Origin of the sequence: Paenibacillus gorillae, from assembly GCF_000513275.1 — a bacterium.
GTDB classification, from domain to species: domain Bacteria; phylum Bacillota; class Bacilli; order Paenibacillales; family Paenibacillaceae; genus Pristimantibacillus; species Pristimantibacillus gorillae.
Window position 1 is genome coordinate 1 of the sequence record NZ_CBVJ010000094.1, and the last position, 18,297, is coordinate 18,297.

Annotated in this window: 11 protein-coding genes; 5 read left to right on the plus strand and 6 right to left on the minus strand. The window is 49.7% G+C overall.

The annotated features are described in order from the left end of the window. Positions 1 to 1,000: 1,000 nt before the first annotated feature. A complete protein-coding gene (gene gltB / locus TY10_RS16770) occupies positions 1,001 to 5,602 on the minus strand; it encodes a glutamate synthase large subunit (RefSeq protein WP_042165852.1) in 4,602 nt (1,533 codons plus the stop codon). A gap of 449 nt (positions 5,603 to 6,051) precedes the next feature. Here gltB and TY10_RS16775 point away from each other — a divergent pair, with 449 nt between their 5' ends. Next, entirely contained in the window at positions 6,052 to 7,383 is a 1,332-nt protein-coding gene (locus TY10_RS16775) for a stalk domain-containing protein (RefSeq protein WP_155985921.1), read from the plus strand. Between the two features lie 206 nt (positions 7,384 to 7,589). Here the strand turns inward: TY10_RS16775 and TY10_RS16780 are convergent, their stop codons facing one another. The 3 genes from TY10_RS16780 to kapB all read right to left on the minus strand — a co-directional run bounded on the left by TY10_RS16780 (position 7,590) and on the right by kapB (position 10,852). Then, complete coding sequence (locus TY10_RS16780) at positions 7,590 to 9,599, minus strand: YhgE/Pip domain-containing protein (RefSeq protein WP_042165856.1); 2,010 nt, start codon at positions 9,597 to 9,599, stop codon at positions 7,590 to 7,592. Between the two features lie 180 nt (positions 9,600 to 9,779). Continuing rightward, positions 9,780 to 10,382 (minus strand): TetR/AcrR family transcriptional regulator, encoded by a 603-nt coding sequence (locus TY10_RS16785; RefSeq protein ID WP_042165858.1) that lies wholly within the window; start codon positions 10,380 to 10,382, stop codon positions 9,780 to 9,782. Between the two features lie 68 nt (positions 10,383 to 10,450). Continuing rightward, entirely contained in the window at positions 10,451 to 10,852 is a 402-nt protein-coding gene (gene kapB, locus TY10_RS16790) for a kinase-associated lipoprotein B (protein ID WP_238327723.1), read from the minus strand. 282 nt (positions 10,853 to 11,134) lie between these two features. Between kapB and TY10_RS16795 the strand changes: the two genes are divergently transcribed. The 4 genes from TY10_RS16795 to TY10_RS16810 all read left to right on the plus strand — a co-directional run bounded on the left by TY10_RS16795 (position 11,135) and on the right by TY10_RS16810 (position 16,033). Then, positions 11,135 to 12,247 (plus strand): MGDG synthase family glycosyltransferase, encoded by a 1,113-nt coding sequence (locus TY10_RS16795; protein ID WP_042165861.1) that lies wholly within the window; start codon positions 11,135 to 11,137, stop codon positions 12,245 to 12,247. A gap of 106 nt (positions 12,248 to 12,353) precedes the next feature. Then, complete coding sequence (locus tag TY10_RS16800) at positions 12,354 to 13,769, plus strand: NAD-dependent malic enzyme (RefSeq protein ID WP_042165863.1); 1,416 nt, start codon at positions 12,354 to 12,356, stop codon at positions 13,767 to 13,769. 194 nt (positions 13,770 to 13,963) lie between these two features. Further along, positions 13,964 to 15,151: an acyltransferase gene (locus TY10_RS16805; protein WP_042165867.1), complete on the plus strand. Its 1,188-nt coding sequence runs from the start codon at positions 13,964 to 13,966 to the stop codon at positions 15,149 to 15,151. Between the two features lie 39 nt (positions 15,152 to 15,190). Next, complete coding sequence (locus TY10_RS16810) at positions 15,191 to 16,033, plus strand: polysaccharide deacetylase family protein (protein ID WP_052350599.1); 843 nt, start codon at positions 15,191 to 15,193, stop codon at positions 16,031 to 16,033. 55 nt (positions 16,034 to 16,088) lie between these two features. Here TY10_RS16810 and TY10_RS16815 read toward each other — a convergent pair whose 3' ends face one another. Then, complete coding sequence (locus TY10_RS16815) at positions 16,089 to 16,934, minus strand: C40 family peptidase (protein ID WP_042165868.1); 846 nt, start codon at positions 16,932 to 16,934, stop codon at positions 16,089 to 16,091. Between the two features lie 365 nt (positions 16,935 to 17,299). Further along, a complete protein-coding gene (locus TY10_RS16820; RefSeq protein WP_042165871.1) occupies positions 17,300 to 18,178 on the minus strand; it encodes a cation diffusion facilitator family transporter in 879 nt (292 codons plus the stop codon). Between the last annotated feature and the right edge of the window lie 119 nt (positions 18,179 to 18,297).

An 18,297-nucleotide genomic window follows, 5' to 3' on the forward strand; every position in this document is an offset into this window, starting at 1 on the left:
AGAGAATCTTCGAAAAGTCAGACTGAACTCGCACGCTCCGCTCTCACACTTCTTCACTGCGCAAAATGCCTCCCCCACATCGCTGTTCAAGAGCATGTGAGCGCTGCGCGTCACGGTTCATTCTGCCGTTCTTGATTCCATCTTATCGTTCGCCTATGCGAACTAGATGGAGAGAATCTTCGAAAAGTCAGACTGAACTCGCACGCTCCGCTCTCACACTATGAAAAGCTTGTGAAGCTCCTTCCTTCGGCTCCACTAAAAATCCTCCACAACTATCATTAAGCAATCTACCGCTCATAATTTCGCTAAATCAGCATGGAATTTCTCTATGTCCTAATCGAATTCAAATTTCGTTGGCTTAGTGTAAGAAAGTTCACTTGGGCGGAATTTGATTTCGCAATAAAGATAAAATTGTACTTAATTGCCCAAAATCAGCTTAAATCCAACAAAAGGCTAGAATATAGAGAAAAAGTTGAAGTTAATAGCGAAGTTTTATTCTTTAGTTACCAGGCGACAATTACACCAGCAGCTAGAGGTGAATAATCGATAGCATGAACAGTCTATATCAGATTAGTTAGTTTTACATTTTGCGGATATACAGAGGTAACACCTTAAATGCACCATCCGGCGTAAGAGCACTGTTGTTAAGAAAATAGCAAGTTATACATCGGTCGGTCTATATGCATAGGTAATAGCTTGAACGTACTATCCGATGCACGAGCACTGTTAGCAATTAAAAATATAAAATAATTAAATGGGTGCGAATAGAGTTAATCAAGCACGTTATGGGCCGCATGAGTCGCATAAGATATGCGTACGTTTTGAAGCAATGCCCTGCGCAAAAAGCATACGTTTAGTTTTGTCACCAGCACTTGTCCTCATCCCTTTCGCTGCATACTAGCTTGCGCCCCCGCTATACCGCCCCAGAGCGCTTTACTGCCCTTCTAACGCAAAGAAGGACTGTCCCGGCACACGGGACAGTCCTTCTTTTTTAGATTCATTAGCCGCCTGTACGGGCGAGCTCTTTCATGCTGGCTTCGAACGCGGCGAGAAGCGCTGCGTCGTCTGCGAGGCCGGAATCTTCGGCTTTGCGGATATGCTCCAGCATTTTCTTGTAATCCTTCGGAATAACTTTGACAAATTTATTAAGCGAAGTGTCCCAATCGTTCAGTACGCGGGATGCGAGTCCGCTCTCTGTATATTGAACATGCTTCTCAAGCAAGCCTTTGAGTTCAGCAACGTCTGCCTCTTCTTCTACGCGCTCCAGCAGCACCATTTCGATGTTGCAGTTTTTGTAGAACTCACCGTGCTCGTCATAGACGTAAGCAATACCGCCGGACATACCGGCTGCAAAGTTGCGTCCCGTGCTGCCGAGTACAACGACGCGGCCGCCTGTCATGTATTCGCAGCCATGGTCGCCCACGCCTTCTACCACGACTTTAACGCCGCTGTTACGGACAGCAAAGCGTTCGCCGGCAATACCACGGATGTAAGCTTCGCCATCCGTACCGCCATAAAGCGCCGTGTTGCCGATAATGACGTTGTCTTCAGCGATGAAAGTCGCTTTCGGCGATGGAGCAACGATGAGCTTGCCGCCGGAAAGACCTTTGCCGACGTAGTCATTGGAGTCGCCTTCAAGCGAGAGCGTAATGCCTTTCGGTACGAATGCGCCAAAGCTTTGGCCGGCAGAGCCGACAAAATGGAACGAGATCGTATCCTCAGGCAGTCCTTTCGCGCCGTAGCGGCGTGTTACTTCGCTGCCAAGCACCGTACCAACAACGCGGTTCGTGTTGCAGATCGCGAACGAGCCGCGCACACGCTCGCCGCTTTCCAGCGCCGATTGCGCTGCAGGAACGAGCTGCTGCATGTCGAGTGACAGCTCCAGGCCGTGGTTCTGCTGTTGCACATTATGGCGAGCAGCATCTTGCGGCACTTCAGGCTGGTGAAGCAGCGGCGAAAGATCCAGACCCTTCGCTTTGTAATGGTTCAGAAGCTGCTTCGTCTCAAGAACGTCAACGCGTCCCACCATCTCTTGAATGGTACGGAAGCCAAGCTCTGCCATAATTTCACGAAGCTCTGCTGCAACGAATTTCAAGTAGTTCACGACATGACTCGGATCGCCCATGAACTTCGCACGAAGCTCAGGGTTTTGCGTAGCGACGCCGACTGGACAAGTATCCAGCTGGCAGACACGCATCATAACGCAGCCCAGTACAACGAGCGGAGCCGTCGAGAAGCCGTACTCCTCAGCACCGAGCAGCACCGCAATTGCAACGTCGCGGCCGTTCATCATTTTGCCGTCCGTCTCGATAACGACACGGTCGCGCAGGTTGTTGATCATCAGCGTTTGATGCGTCTCAGCAAGACCCAGCTCCCACGGCAGACCAGCATGGCGAATGGAGTTCATCGGCGATGCGCCGGTACCACCATCATAGCCGCTGACCATAATAACGTCAGCGCGTGCTTTTGCAACACCTGCAGCGATTGTACCAACGCCAACCTCGGATACGAGCTTCACGTTGATGCGAGCACGAGGATTCGCGTTTTTAAGGTCATGGATCAGCTCTGCCAAGTCCTCGATCGAATAAATATCATGATGCGGAGGCGGCGAGATCAAACCTACGCCAGGCGTAGAGCCGCGAACCTCGGCTACCCATGGGTAAACCTTACGGCCAGGCAGCTGTCCGCCTTCGCCAGGCTTAGCGCCTTGCGCCATTTTAATCTGGATCTCATCGGCATTGACCAAGTAGTTGCTCGTTACGCCAAACCGGCCCGATGCGACCTGCTTGATTGAGCTTCGGCGGGAATCGCCGTTCGCATCCGGAATGAAGCGCGCCGGATCTTCGCCGCCCTCGCCCGTATTCGATTTGCCACCGATCCGGTTCATCGCAATCGCAAGGCTCTCATGCGCTTCCTTGCTGATGGAGCCGAAGGACATGGCGCCCGTCTTGAACCGTTTCAGAATCGATTCTACCGACTCAACTTCCTCAAGCGGAACGGATTGCAGTCCGTCCTTGAATTTCAACAACGAGCGAAGCATCGTATGCTTCTTGTCTTCGCCTTGTACGAGGGACGAAAACTTCTTGTACAGCTTGTAATCATTGGCGCGGGAAGCCATTTGCAGCGTATGAATCGTTTGCGGGCTGAACAAATGCTCTTCGCCGTCTTTCCGCCATTGATACTCGCCGCCGGAATCCAGTTCTTTCTCGCCGCCCTCTTGCTCAGCGAACGCTTTGTCATGGTATTTCAACGCCTCTTCGGCGATCACGTCAAGACCGATGCCGCCAATACGCGATGGTGTCCAAGTGAAGTACTGGTCGATCAGCTCTTCTTTCAAGCCAACCGCTTCAAATATTTGCGCGCCGCGATACGATTGAACGGTCGAAATGCCCATTTTGGACAATACTTTCGTTACGCCCTTCGTCGCCGCTTTAATATAGTTTTTGACCGCTTTCTCATGCGAAATATTGCGCAGCAAGCCCTGGCGGATCATATCGTCAAGCGATTCAAACGCCAAGTACGGATTAACCGCGCTTACGCCGTAGCCAAGAAGCAGCGCGTAGTGATGTACTTCACGCGGATCGCCGGATTCAAGCAGGATCGCAACCTTCGTACGTGTACCTTGACGAATCAGATGGTGATGCAAAGCAGATACGGCAAGCAATGCCGGAATCGCCGCATTTTCACGGTCAACGCCACGGTCGGACAAGATCAGAATGTTGTGGCCCTTGTCGATGACGCGGTCTGCCGCCTCGCACATGAGATCAAGCGCGGAACGGAGTCCCTCTTCACCCTCGGACGCCGTAAAGAAGATCGGCAGTGTGATGGACTTGAAGCCCTCACGGCGAACATGACGCAGCTTCGCGAACTGCTCGTTGGACAAGATCGGCGTATCCAGCTTAATGTGGCGCGCGCTTTCGGGTTCCGGCTTCAGCAGGTTGCGCTCCGGTCCAATCGTCGTGCCGACAGCTGTAATAATTTCTTCACGGATCGCATCGATCGGCGGATTCGTTACTTGAGCGAACAGCTGCTTGAAGTAGTTGTACAAGCGCTGAGGGCGCTCTGACAATATCGCAAGCGGAGCATCGTAACCCATCGACGAGATCGGCTCTTGACCGCTGCTCGCCATCGGCTCCAGCACTTTGCGAAGATCTTCAAACGTATAGCCAAATGCCTGCTGGCGCTGCTGTACCGTCTCGTGATCCAATTCTGGCAGCTCCGGAGCGTCCGGCAGATCTTCGAGACCAACGAGATGCTCATCAAGCCATTCGCGGTAAGGCTGTTCGAAAGCGACCTTCGCTTTCACTTCCTCATCTGGAATAATGCGGCCCTCTTCCGTATCGATAAGCAGCATTTTGCCTGGACGCAAACGGTCTTTGTACAGAATGTTTTCCGGCGGAATCTCAACCGTCCCCGCCTCGGAACCAAGAATGATATGATCATCTTTCGTTACATAGTAACGCGCAGGACGCAGTCCGTTCCGGTCAAGATACGCACAGATTTTCGAGCCGTCTGTAATTGCCATTGCAGCCGGTCCGTCCCATGGTTCCATGAGCGTGCTATGGTATTCGTAGAACGCTTTTTTGTCATCGTCCATGCCTTCATCATTGGACCAAGGCTCCGGAACCATCATCATTGCCACATGCGGCAGCGAGCGGCCCGAGAGGAACAGGAATTCAAGCGAGTTGTCGAACATCGCTGTATCCGAACCGTCCGGATTGATAACCGGCTTCACTTTGTCCATATCCTCACCGAATAATTCGGTTTCGAACAGCGTCTGACGAGCGTGCATCCAGTTGACATTGCCACGGAGCGTGTTGATCTCGCCGTTGTGAATCAAATAATGGAACGGATGCGCGCGCTCCCAGCTTGGGAACGTGTTTGTGCTGAAACGGGAGTGAACGAGCGCCATAGCCGATACAACAGACTCGTCGTTCAGCTCCTGATAGAAGGAGCGAACCTGCTCCGTCGTGAGCATCCCTTTGTAAACGATCTTTTTACTCGACAAGCTAGGGAAGTAGAACATCTCTCCGCCTTCCTTGCCGGAATAACGGATAGCCAGCTCCGCGCGTTTGCGGATGACGTACAGCTTGCGTTCAAAAGCAAGAACATCCTTCAAGCTTTCGTTTTTGCCGATAAATACTTGACGCACATATGGTTTAACGGAAAGCGCCGATTCGCCCAGCTTGCCGTCGTCTGTCGGAACAGTACGCCAGCCCACTAGCGATTGGCCTTCCTCTTTAATAATGTTTTCCAGGTCGCGCTCGAAAGCGCTGCGGATTTGCTCATCTTGCGGCATAAAGAGCATGCCAACGGCATATTCTCCCTCTTGCGGCAGTTGAATCTCCTGCTTCTTCAATTCCCGAGCGAAAAAGTCATGTGGAATTTGAAGCAAAATTCCCGCGCCATCCCCCGTGTTTGGTTCGCTGCCTTGACCGCCGCGATGCTCCATGTTCTCCAGAAGCGTAAGCGCTTGGCGAATGACGGTATGCGATTTTTTACCTTTGATGTTTGCTACAAATCCCATGCCGCATGCGTCTTTCTCAAATCGCGGATCATAAAGTCCTTGCTTCGGCGGTAATCCAAAAATTTTCTCTTTCATCCTGTGCTACCTCTCTTACAGAAGATTTTTGGGCAAGCATTGTGAAACCAAGCCATTTCATCGAGCGAACGGTGCGCTATAAATGGTCTCATTGACAATTGCGTGGAACGGTGCAGGCGAGGCGCTTCGGCGAGCCGCAAGCCGTTCGTGAATAATCCTTGTCGAAATCGCGTGAATATTCAGCCTTTCAACGTGAATCCAAACTTTTTCCTACCAAACAAAGGATATTGTTCGTATTGCATTGAAGATGTCATTATTACGCCAATATCGACCAGGGTTGACCTTTTCCCGAGCGGTATCCTGTCATTTCAGCTTGTAATTTATCTTATCATCATGCCAAAACGGAAGCAATTTAATATTTTTTATGATTGTGATAAAGTTTAGTTCGCACCTTATTGTTCGGTTATTCACCTGCTTCTTCAATTATTTTAACAAAGGACGTGACCTTAGTGTATAGAAAATATAGGGATAAAATCATTAGGCCTGCCGCACTTTTACTCGCTTGTGCCATGTTCATAAATGCAGCTTGGACAGGTGTTTCCAATACCGCTTACGCTGGAGGCAATCCGACAGACCAAGCAGCTCAGCAAGGCGGATATTACCGGATTGTCGCTCTTGGCGATTCGATAACCGCAGGGTACGAATCCGGATTTTCCGAACATTCGACTCCTTACGGCTACGTGGAGCATCTTTTCGAGCAATCTCTCTTTCTTGGCAATCGAACGGCTTATACGAATTATGGATTACTCGGATTAAGGACAACAGGCTTGCACGCGCTCGTTCAAGCGGCGGCTGAAGGCCGGCTGGCAAACCCCGATGATATTCAGAAGAAGCTTCCTGATCCAAGAGCGAAGGACATTGTCTCCCAGACAAAGGAGCTGAACACTTCCCTGAAGCAGGCCGACTTAATTGTCATGACGATCGGCGGCAACGACCTGTTTGACGTGATGATCAAGCTCCAGCAAAAATCGCCAATCGATGAAGCGAATGCGCTGCTGGAAGACCTGCTGAATACTTACGAGAAAGAGCTGGAAGCAGCGCTGCGGATAATCGTCAAGCTGAATCCAGATGCAACGATCGCCGTAGCGGATCAATATCTGCCTGTTCCTGCCCCTTTGAAGGTCGGATCGTTTACCATCCCGCTATTCCCTGAAGTGCAGCGCCAGTTTTTGCTGACCGGCCTCGGACAGCTTCATGATCGTCTGAATGGCATTGTCTACAGGTTGAATAGTGAAGGTGCCCATGCTCTGGCGGTAAATATTAGCGCACCGTTTCTCGGGAGCGAGACAAAGCTTACTTCCATTGCAGACGGAGATGTTCATCCCAACCGCCAAGGCTATACCGCCATCGGCCGCGCTTTCTCCAAAGCGGTCTGGGGAAGCTATCGCACCGTCCGGCCGCGAGCGGCAAACGTGCCTATTTCCATTGTCGCATCGGGTAAAGAACTGCCGGCAAACGCCTCCAAACCGATTATCCGGGATGGCCGCACCTTTGTCGCCATGCGCGATATCACAGATGCGCTAGGCGCCAAGCTAAGCTGGAGCTCGTCCGCACAAACCGCGAGTATCGAATACAATGGGCATCGTGTGTCATTCGCCATCGGATCGAAGTACGTTGTCATAGACGGGAAACGCACCGAACTCAAGAGTCCGCCAGCATTTTTGAGCGCCGAGAAAGGAAGTCCGGGAAAGACTTATTTGCCGCTAGCCGCCTTGTCGGATTCGCTTGGTCTTCAGGTCGTATACAGGAACCAGCTGCAAACGGTATTTATCAATAAATAAAATACCTTTGAGCAGCCCGATTCGAATGTTTTTAAACACCATTATGATAAAAACAACCCGATGCGTCCATGTACGATTTAGCGTTATGTTTGCATCATTTGTCACATTGCAGCGATTTCATATGCATTTATCTGAAAAACAGTGCAAACTGACCACACCATAAAAAAACGTCTGGAGTTAACATTCACTCCAGACGTTTTTTATAATCAGGCAGCTGTCAATTCTGTGTTTCCTGCATGCTTGCGATGAACAATGACAAAGTATGCGAGCGTCAGCAAGCTAAAGATAGCAAAGAATAGGAGGAGCACACCTGTGTTTGACCACAATACCGAAGCATCTCCGCTTGAGATGACCGCTTTAAAGCCCGATACAGTGTAGCTCATTGGCAGCCAAGCGTTAAATGCCTGCATCCAGCCCGGAATCAATTCCAGCGGGAACGTACCTGCCGAAGTCGTCAATTGGAAGATAAGAACGACGATGGCGATGAAACGGCCCGGCTGATCGAATACCGTGACCAGGAATTGAATTAAGCTCATAAAAGTGATGCTTGTAATGAAGCTGAACAAGAAGAACTGTCCTACATTTTGCACATGAAGATCCAATCCGTACAACAATACTGCATCAACAATTACCGTTTGAATAAGGCCTACTCCAGCCATGACGAGCAGCTTGCTGACGAACCAGCTCCAGCCGCTGGCTGGTTGAACAGCCGGCTCTCTTACTGCAAATACGATCGTCAGCAGCAAGGCACCGACAAACAAGCCAAGCGAAATGAAGTAAGGTGCAAAACCGGTACCGTAGTTCGGAACGCCGTCGTGAATAACAGTCTCTACATCAATCGGACTAGCAAACATATCGAACATATCGTCACCAGCATGAAGCGTCGAAGTCTTGCTTGCCGCTTCGCTCAGCTTGCTGGATAATTCGCCTGTGCCATCCGTCAACTGAACCAAACCGCTGCTTAGCTGATTCGCACCAGTAGCGAGCTGGCTGGAGCCGTCCGCAACCGTTGCTACGCCTGCCGACAGCTGATTCAAGCCGCCATGCAGCTTCGCAGCGCCCGCTTGCAGCGAGCCTGATCCTGCGGCCAGTTTCTGCCCGCCGGCCGATGCCTCTTGCAGCTTCGAGCCGAACGTATCCATACCTGCAGCCAGCTTATCCAGACCGCCAGTCAACGAAGCAGCTCCGCCGCTCAGTTGCTGCTGTCCGTCCGCCGAAGCTTTGGCGCCTGCAGCCAGCTTCTTGCTTTGCTCTACCATTTGCTTGAAGTTTGCATCGTCAGCCAGACCCGGTACCGCAGCCGCATACTGCTCAAGCGCATGGGACAGCTGATCAGCTCCTGCCGCTACTTGTGCAGAGCCGGCAGCTGATTGTTTGAGTCCCTGCTCCAATTGCTTTGCTCCTTTATCAGCCTTAGCAGCGCCATCCTGCAGCTGGCCGCTTGCACCTGCCAGCTGATTCAAGCCTGAGCTGAGCGAGCCGATGCCTTTGTTCAAATCCTTTGCCCCTTTTTCCAGATCGGAGCTTCCTGTAACCAGTTGGTTGACACCGTTCTTAACAGCTAAGGAACCGTCGCTAAGCTTAGCCAAATTAGCCGCAATCGTGGCTGCTCCATCCTTAGCGCTCAATGTTCCGTCGTTAATTTGCGTTGCGCCGTCGCTAGCCGCGCCTAGACCGTCCGCCAGCACGGTTACCTGCTCGAATACGGTACGTGCATATTCCTTCGTAACCTCTTTGTTCAACTGCGCTTTCATCGTCTCAATGGCTGTATTCCCGATTTGCGCCGAGAGGAAGTTCAGGCTCTCGTTAGGTAAATAGCGGATAACAGCAGGTGCAGGTTTGTCAGAGGTCAATGTCGCCGCTTGCGCGGAGAAGTTCTCCGGAATTTCGATGGCCATGTAGTAGCGGTTATCCCTCAAGCCTTGCTCCGCTGCTTCCTTATCCACGAAATCCCATTTGAACCTGGGATTATCCTTCAGCTTATTAATGAACTGATCGCCGATCGCAAGCTGCTTGCCGTTTAATTCAGCGCCTGCATCAGAATTGACGACGGCCACAGGCAATTCATCCATCTTGCTGTACGGGTCCCAGAACGCCCCCAGGAACAATCCGCTGTAAAGCACCGGTACCATTAATATGGCGATCACCGGAATAAGCACTTTACGGTTTTTAATGATGGCAGACAGCTCGCTGCCGAATTGACGCAACCCTTTCATCTCAGCCACTCCTTCGTGTCGTAAACATCTCTCTTGTCCTTTTTGACCATTTAACTATTATAGTCATTCGGTCAATTCATTCGAAAATAATAACCGTCATCCGCCGGAGCTCCGATAAACGGTCATTTTATTACAGGATTGATATCTTTCTTATCGCTGACAGTCATCATCTTGCTTCAATTAAGTAACTTCCGGCTCTCCGCTCAAACCATACCGGAACAACGTCGTCATATGGTCGCTCACGGCTTCCCTGCTCAATGGCTCACGCGTTCTGCCCCACTCGACCGCTAACGCAATATAGGTTCGGAAAATCAAATAAGCGGTTAGCTCGGGATTATCGCTGCGCAGCTCGCCTTGCTGAATGCCGATACGCACCTCTTGCTCGATAAAGGTGACGACCGCCCTCTCGATCTGGGCCAAGCCGTCCTGAACCGTTGGCGTCCTTACTTCCCATAGCTCTTGGTTCAGCTTGACGAACAGCTCATGCTGTTCTCTGAACTGCAATACGCCGTGGAGCGCACGGTTCAAGTTTTCGAAGAAAGGCTTCTTCCGGTCAATGCAAGCATTCGCTATCGCCTTCATTTCGGCCGTCATCTGCTTGACGATTTCTTCGAACAGCACTTCTTTCGTAGCGAAAAACGTATAGATCGTCCCTTTGCCTACGCCGCCTAGCTTCGCAACAAGCTCCATCGTCGTTGCTTTGTAGCCGAACATCGCGAAGGATTTCGACGCGGCGTCTATAATTTGCTTTCTGCGGTCGATCGGCTTGCGTTCCGCTGCCATTGCATTCCCTCCTTCCTATAAAACTGACCAAAATAACATTACGGTCATTTGTTCATGCGTTCAGTTTATCACTTGTTATAATCCATTTCAAGCTCTTTTATTAAAATTAAACTTTTTTCCGCCCACCGCTTCAACTGATCAAGCGATTCCGCCGCCGATTCCGTTGCTGCAAGGAGCGATTGCTTGTAATCCGGCACCGTGCTGCGTCCGTATACCGACAATGCGCGAAGCAATACAGTTGTTTTTTCCGTGTAGCTGAGTGCCCTTCGTTCATGAAACATCGGCACATCAGGATTATACGGTGAATGCAGGTCTCCCTGCTCCGGATGCTTCAGCACCGCCAATATTTTCACCAGCGCACGAGGGCCGTTCAGTTCCATCACTTCGGCGATATAATGTCCCGACCGTACTTCTGCCTGTACAATATCTCCTACTGCATAGGACGGCGTTTTTTTCATATCCTGCTCCATTTTGTTTCACCTATTCCTTCCAATTGTGTTAAAATACTTACAGTGATCACAACGTCATGGATTTCACGACTTATTACTATAATAAAGAGACTTCTGAGAATCGAACTGAAGGAACTCTTTTTACTGTCTTCAGCATAAATTAAATTTCCTGAAAGAAGCAAGCTAGTCTTAAATTCCCGGTCTTCCTAATAAAATAGAAAGAGGCTGCCTTAAAGCATGTTGGAATAACTTGTGTAAACCTCACTTGCGTCGTAATATGGAATTAGAAAAGTAGGTGACATTATGCGTAAGAAAAGAGTGCTCCTTCTCTCCGAGGGGTTCGGGTCGGGGCACACGCAAGCCGCATATGCGTTAGCGGTAGGCCTGCGTCAGCTGGATCACAATATACAGACCAAAGTCATTGAGCTGGGCAGTTTTCTTAATCCGATACTAGGGCCTTTAATTATTTCCGCCTATCGTAAAACCGTCAGCAAACAACCCAAGGTGGTTGGAATGATGTACCGCAGCAATTATAAAAAATCGCTCAACCGTTTCGCGCAGCTTGCGCTTCACCGGATGTTCTACACCCATACTGCACAGGTTATCACGCAGCTTAAACCGGATCTCATCGTCTGCACCCATCCGGTACCGAATGCTGTCGTCAGCCGAATCAAACGGCTTGGCCTCGATTTGAAAATATGTACAATCATTACCGATTACGATGCACATGGCTCTTGGGTGAACAAGGAAGTCAACAAATATCTGGTGTCCACTTCCCTTGTTAAGAAAAAATTGACGGATCGCGGCGTAGCCGCAGACCGCGTTGAGGTAACCGGCATTCCAGTCCACCCTAATTTTTGGACAACCTATGACAAGGAAGAAATTCGCAAGCAGTTCCAGCTTCGAGCCTTGCCTACCGTTCTAATAATGGGCGGCGGCTGGGGACTGATTGAGGATCATCTGCTGGAATATATGACGAAATGGCGCGAAACCGTCCAGCTCATTTTCTGCGTTGGCAATAATGAGAAGGTTCGTGATAAAATGCTGGCGCATCCCTTGTTCCAGCACGACAATATCCGCGTCCTTGGCTTTACGAAGGAAATTAGCAAGTTAATGGATGCAGCCGATGTACTCGTTACTAAGCCTGGCGGCATGACTTGCACAGAAGGCATGAGCAAAGGCATTCCGATGCTGTTCTATGAGCCGATTCCCGGCCAAGAGGAAGAAAACTGTGAATACTTCATACAGAACGGCTTTGGTGAAATGCTGGATTCCACTGCCGTTGTCGAGAAGTGGTTCAATCTTATTCAAGAGCCTTATACCTCGGGCCAATACCGCAGTCAGCTTCTTACGAAGCGCAATCAGCAATATGATCCGAAGAATTGCCCTAACGCCGTCCTGCGTCTCATGCAGTGACGGTGTTTTTATTGCTGTCCTCCTCTGCTGTTCCATCAGGTATCGAATAGTAAAGCCGGATATAGGATATAGTTAGACCATATGAAATGCAAGGGAGCGGATCGCCATGAAGGAACGAAGCATGGATGGCAAGACACTCATACTCCGGCTGGAAATCGATACGAAGCAGGCCCAATTCGGCAAAGCAGCTACAGCGATTGAAGCTGCAGGCGGCGACATAATCGCAATCGACGTTATTCATACGGACAAAAACTATAGCGTTCGCGACTTAACGGTAAAAACGACTGCGGCGGGTACAGCGGAAAGCTTAACCAAAGCGCTTCAGGAGGTGCCTGGCGTACGGCTTCAGCATTTATCCGACCGCACCTTCCTGCTTCATCTGGGCGGCAAAATTTCAATCCAGCCCAAAACACCTATCCAAAACCGCGACGATCTCTCTCGTGTCTACACACCAGAGGTTGCCCGCGTGTGCCAGGCTATTCATGAGGACCCGTCCAAAGCCTATACGCTGACGATTAAGCGCAATACAGTCGCCGTCGTTTCGGACGGGAGCGCTGTGCTTGGGCTTGGCAATATCGGGCCTTACGCGGCCATGCCGGTTATGGAAGGCAAAGCGATGCTCTTTAAGCAGTTCGCTGACGTTGACGCCTTCCCTATCTGTCTCGATACACAGGACACAGAACAGCTCATTGCCGCAGTCAAGCAGCTCTCGCCAGCTTTTGGCGGTATTAATCTGGAGGATATCTCCGCTCCTCGCTGCTTCGAGATCGAGAAGCGTCTGCGCGACGAACTCGACATCCCCGTCTTTCACGATGATCAGCATGGAACAGCCGTCGTCTTATACGCTGGTCTGCTCAACGCGCTGAAATTAACGAATCGCAACCTGTCCGAGGCAAAAATCGTCATATGCGGTATCGGAGCAGCAGGCACTGCTTGCACAAAAATGCTGCTCGCCGGCGGAGCCCAACATATTGTTGGCGTTGACCGGGAAGGTATCCTTACTGCCGACCGGACTTATAGCAATCCCATGTGGCAATGGTATGCAGAGCATACGAATCCGGAGCGTGCAAGCGGTGGACTTGCAGAAGCTATGCAACAGGCGGACGTATTCATTGGCGTATCTGCTGGCGGAATACTGACGAGAGCACATATTGAATCGATGGCCGCCGATCCGATTGTATTCGCCATGGCCAATCCGGAGCCCGAGATCCGGCCAGAGCTCGTAGAGGATATCGTTGCGGTATTCGCAACCGGGCGCTCGGACTATCCGAACCAAATTAATAACGTGCTTTGCTTTCCTGGCATTTTTCGGGGAGCGCTGGACAGCAGAGCCACTACTATTAATGAAGAAATGAAGCTGGCGGCAGCAGAAGCGATCGCATCCGTAATCGGTGAAGATGAGTTGAACCGTTTGTATATTATCCCAAGCGTTTTTAATACCCGTATTGTGGAAGAGGTTCGCCGGCGGGTCATGCAGGCAGCTAGACAAAGCGGTGTCGCTAGACGAAAAACACGTGATTAAACCTGCTTTTTAATCAATTGGAAAATTTTTTTCCAACCTGAAGCAATTGGCTTCCCTTACCCCGCAAGGGATGGAAGCTAATTGCTCATGTTTGGGATTTTAATACATATTGTGCCAAGGAGGACGTTTATACTATAATGGCTAGGTTGCTAGATTCATAATTCTAATTAAACTGAAGAAGGTGTGCCTGACTAATGGCTAGTGCCGCTTTGCAAAAAAAGGAGAACATTCCTGAACTGCAGCTCGTCCGGGCAATTGCGATCATTGGTGTGCTTTCGGTCCACTCGACCTCTTTCGCCACGATTGATATGGTCAATTCCAACTATTTTTTCCTTTATAACTTCTTTAATATTTTTATGAAGTTCGGAACGACAACCTTTATCTTTTTAAGCAGCTTTGTCTTATTTTACAACTATTATTCACGTCCATTGACAGGTAAACTAATAGGTGGGTTTTACAAAAAACGATTGCTTTACATAATCATTCCATATCTAGTATTTTCAGTATTTTACTTTGCCGTCCTGCATTATCTCTATTATCCGGACCGCTCGTTATCCGCAACACTAGAGAGCTTTTGGAGCAAGGTCATAACCGGCAAAGCATATACGCATCTCTATTTTGTATACATAAGCATTCAATTTTACATACTGTTTCCGCTTTTCCTATGGTTGATGAAGAAGTTTCCCATACTCGTCAAGCTGGCGATTCCAGCCGGCATTCTGATTCAATGGGCATTCATTCTTATGAACAAGTATGTGCTTGAGACGCCTGTTCCGAACCGGGGCAGCTGGGCGCTTGCCTACTTCTCCTACTACTTGCTTGGCGCAGCTCTCGGCATCTATTATCCGAAGCTGAAAGCCTGGATTGTTATGGCGAAGGAAAATGCAACAGCTGGACGCGTTATCGTATGGCTATCGCTGTGGGCTCTCTGGCTGGCGGCGGGACTATCGCACGTCTATATCTATTATTTGAACCGCAAACATATCTACACAGCGAATACGACGCTGTTTGACCTGATCTGGAACATACACGCATTGCTTACGGCGCTTGTCCTGCTGCAGCTCGCTCATCTTTTATACCGGAAGCTGCCGTTCAAGCTGCCTCAGCTGCTTGCAAGACTTGGCGCTCTATCATTCGGCATCTATTTGATTCATCCGTTCTTCTTGCTCGTATACCGGCTTTATCCGCTGCATACGGGCACGGCCTGGTTACTGCACTTATGGTATTTGGGAGGCTTCCTGCTCGCTCTTATTGCATCGTGGATTGTCGTCTCACTTGTCGCCCGTTTCATCCCATTCTCATGGGTTATCTTCGGAAATCTTCCGAAGCCGAAGAAACAACCTGCTTCTCCTTCCATAACGGAAAGGCAGCTGGACGCCTAGGTTTACATATTTCACGATAGCGAGGGATTACTTTTGAAAATGAAAGCTATTGCTGCACTTTTAGTTATTGCACTTGCAATCGTCTGGCCGGTATCTGCCAGTCAGCTGAATGCTTCCTCTTCCTACTACAAGAACAAGGTCATCGTGCTGATGTACCATCACATTGATACCAAAGAAAGCGGAGCCACCATTTCGCCAAGCCGTTTTGGCACGCATATGAAGCTGCTGAAAGAAAATGGCTATAACGTTATCAGTGTGGAGCAGTTCGCTGATTTCATGCAGAAGAAGCGAACGGTTCCCGACAATGCGGTTGTCATTACGTTTGACGATGGTTATGAAAGCTTCAACCAGTATGCTGTTCCGATTATGAAAAAGTATAATTTTACAGCTACTCATTTTATCATCGGCGCAAGCAGCGACAAACAAAACGTACACACGAAGCACTTGTCCTGGGATACGATGCGCAAGCTCAAAGAAGAAGGCTTCAGCTTTTACAGCCATACTTACGATCTGCATAATTACGCGGAGTTAAACGAAAGCGGCAGCAAAAAAGGGCCAATGCTGAGCAACCGCATTTATTTGAAGGACAAAAAACGTCTGGAGACAAAAGCGGAATATATCGCCAGAGTCAAAGAGGATATTTCCTTAATTGAAGGCAAGCTGAAGGATGAGCTGGACAACAAATACCAAATGATCGCTTTTCCGTTCGGTTCCTTCAATTCTACGGTGAAAAAGCTCCAGAAGGAGCAAGGCGTCTCCTTGTTCTTCACGACACGGCCAGGCATCAACAAAGCCGGATCAGATGAAGTATTCCGCATTAATGCCGGATCTCCGAAAATTACAGGCAATAAGTTTCTGGAATCACTGCGTAAATTCCACTAGTCGTTATAATGAACAAAAGGGATGTGCCTCATTTGCGGGCACATCCCTTTTCTAATTAATTAAGCGCGCTTCCACCGTACAGGAAACGATATTCCCAGTGTGTTCCCTCGATGCTGCTAATCGTAACACCGCCGCTCTCTTTGGAATACGTATGTAGAATTTTACCGTCTCCCAAGTAGATACCGTCGTGGGAAATGGCTGCCGTCGACTTGTTCACTCCGGCATAGGCAGATGCTTTCGTTCCTTTATAGGACATAAAGAACATAATATCGCCGCGTTTCAGCTTCCGCCAGTCGGTCACTGCATTGCCTTTGTTTTTCACATAACTGCCTTGTCCGCGCGAATCCGCAGGAAGCTTAAGGCCTACTCCGTCAATAAACGCTTGCCGGACAAAGTCCGAGCAGTCAAAAGTCGTTGTAGTATTGCGGTCAGAGCCGTATTCGTATGGCGTCCCCAGATAACGTAATCCTGCTGCAATAACCTTTTCAACAGAAGAGGCTGAGGATGGCACAGAGCCGCTGCCGGAGCCCGGATTAGCCGGGTTAGTGGTGCCCCCGCCAGATGGAACGGAGCCTACTGTAATATATTGATCCTGCGAGCTGACATAGCCGGTTGTACCGCTCGAATCCCGCACTTGATACCAATAGCTGTTCGGCTGGGAAATCACAGATACCAGCTCGCCTGCTTTCAAATATTTAATGCGCGATGCCGACGTTGAAGGGGCTGTCCGGAAAGAAACGGAAGCCTTGATTAAAGCTTGTCCTGCCGATACTGTAGTGCTAGCTGCGGCCGAAGCCGTTTGTGCGTTCCATGCAGCCGGGATTGAAGCCGAGACAGCGCTCAGCAATAACGCAGCTGATAAAGTTGTCGTTACGAGCTTTGCCCGAATCCTGTTGTTCATAGTTGTACGCCTCCTTGTTTGCGGCCTTCTTACATGCCGCTGTCCCCATTGTAGAATCGACCTGCTCTTCAAGCATCGACCGATGTTCCTAATTGGCGCTTTCGCCCATCTAGGCACAAGGTTTCAGAGGACAACTGTAAATAAACGCCAAGAAACGTTCCTCAGAGAGGAACGCTTCTAAATCGGAATATACGGAACCCGTTGCCTTCACTGCATTTGCAGCAAATTTTCCGTTAAGATTACAACAAGGATAAGCTTGCCATGGATGACTGAGCCTTTAGTACCAATTTATTCTGCGGCTGGTATAGTTACCAACATTTACATGTCTGTTCAAGGTCGTAAATCTGCAACTTTTTCGCCGACTCTTAGCTTTTGGGCAGTTCTAAAGGCTCCACATGTACATGAACACTCATAATGTTGCTTCTCCGCTCCAGACGCTTCTCAATCTCGTCACTGATCCGGTGGCTCTCAATGAGAGAAAGCTGCGGATTTACTTGCACAATCACGTCGATTAATACGTTGCTGCCGTGTACGCGGGCTTTAATATCTTTGATCGACTCAACCCCCGCAGTACTCTCCACCGTTGTCCGCAACGACGAAAGCTCATTTGCATCGAATCCATCCGTCAACGCATGTGTCGAGCTATAGAAAATTCCCCAGGCCGTTCTGCAAATAATACAGCCTACAGCAATCGCAGCAACCGGGTCCAGCCAAGGCAAGCCAAACTGCGCGCCAATGATGCCGATTGCGGCCCCGATACTAACCAGAGCATCGGATAGATTATCCTTGGCTGCAGCCATAAGCGCGTGGTTGTTGATCCGCTTAGCCAGCCGTCTGTTATACATATATACCCCCGCCATGCAGATGGCAGCAAACAGCGCAACCCAGGCGGTTATCAGTGAAGGTACATGCCCCTTGCCAGAAATCAGGTCGCCTATTGCGCTAATCAGCACCTGAATGCCGACAGTCGCCATAATGAAGGAAGCGATAAGCGCTGCAATTGTCTCCGCCCTGAAATGTCCATAGGGATGATCCCTGTCCGGCGGCTTTTGTGAAATTCGGAGGCCGATTAATACGGCAACAGAGGCTACGATATCTGTCAGGTTATTGAACCCGTCCGCAACGAGAGCCCCGGAGACGAACCAATAACCTGCCCCCAGCTTCAACGCTGATAGGACAAGATAGGCCGTGATGCTAACCCAAGCCCCTTTCTCGCCCTGCTTAATATCCTCGTATTGAACCAGTTTTCTTCCCTCATTTCCATATCATTTATAACGGTATCATAACCGACCGAAATCGAGTGGGTCTAGAGAAACAGTGTTTACCTCAGTCATGCTTTTATGCATAAATGCAACACTTTCGT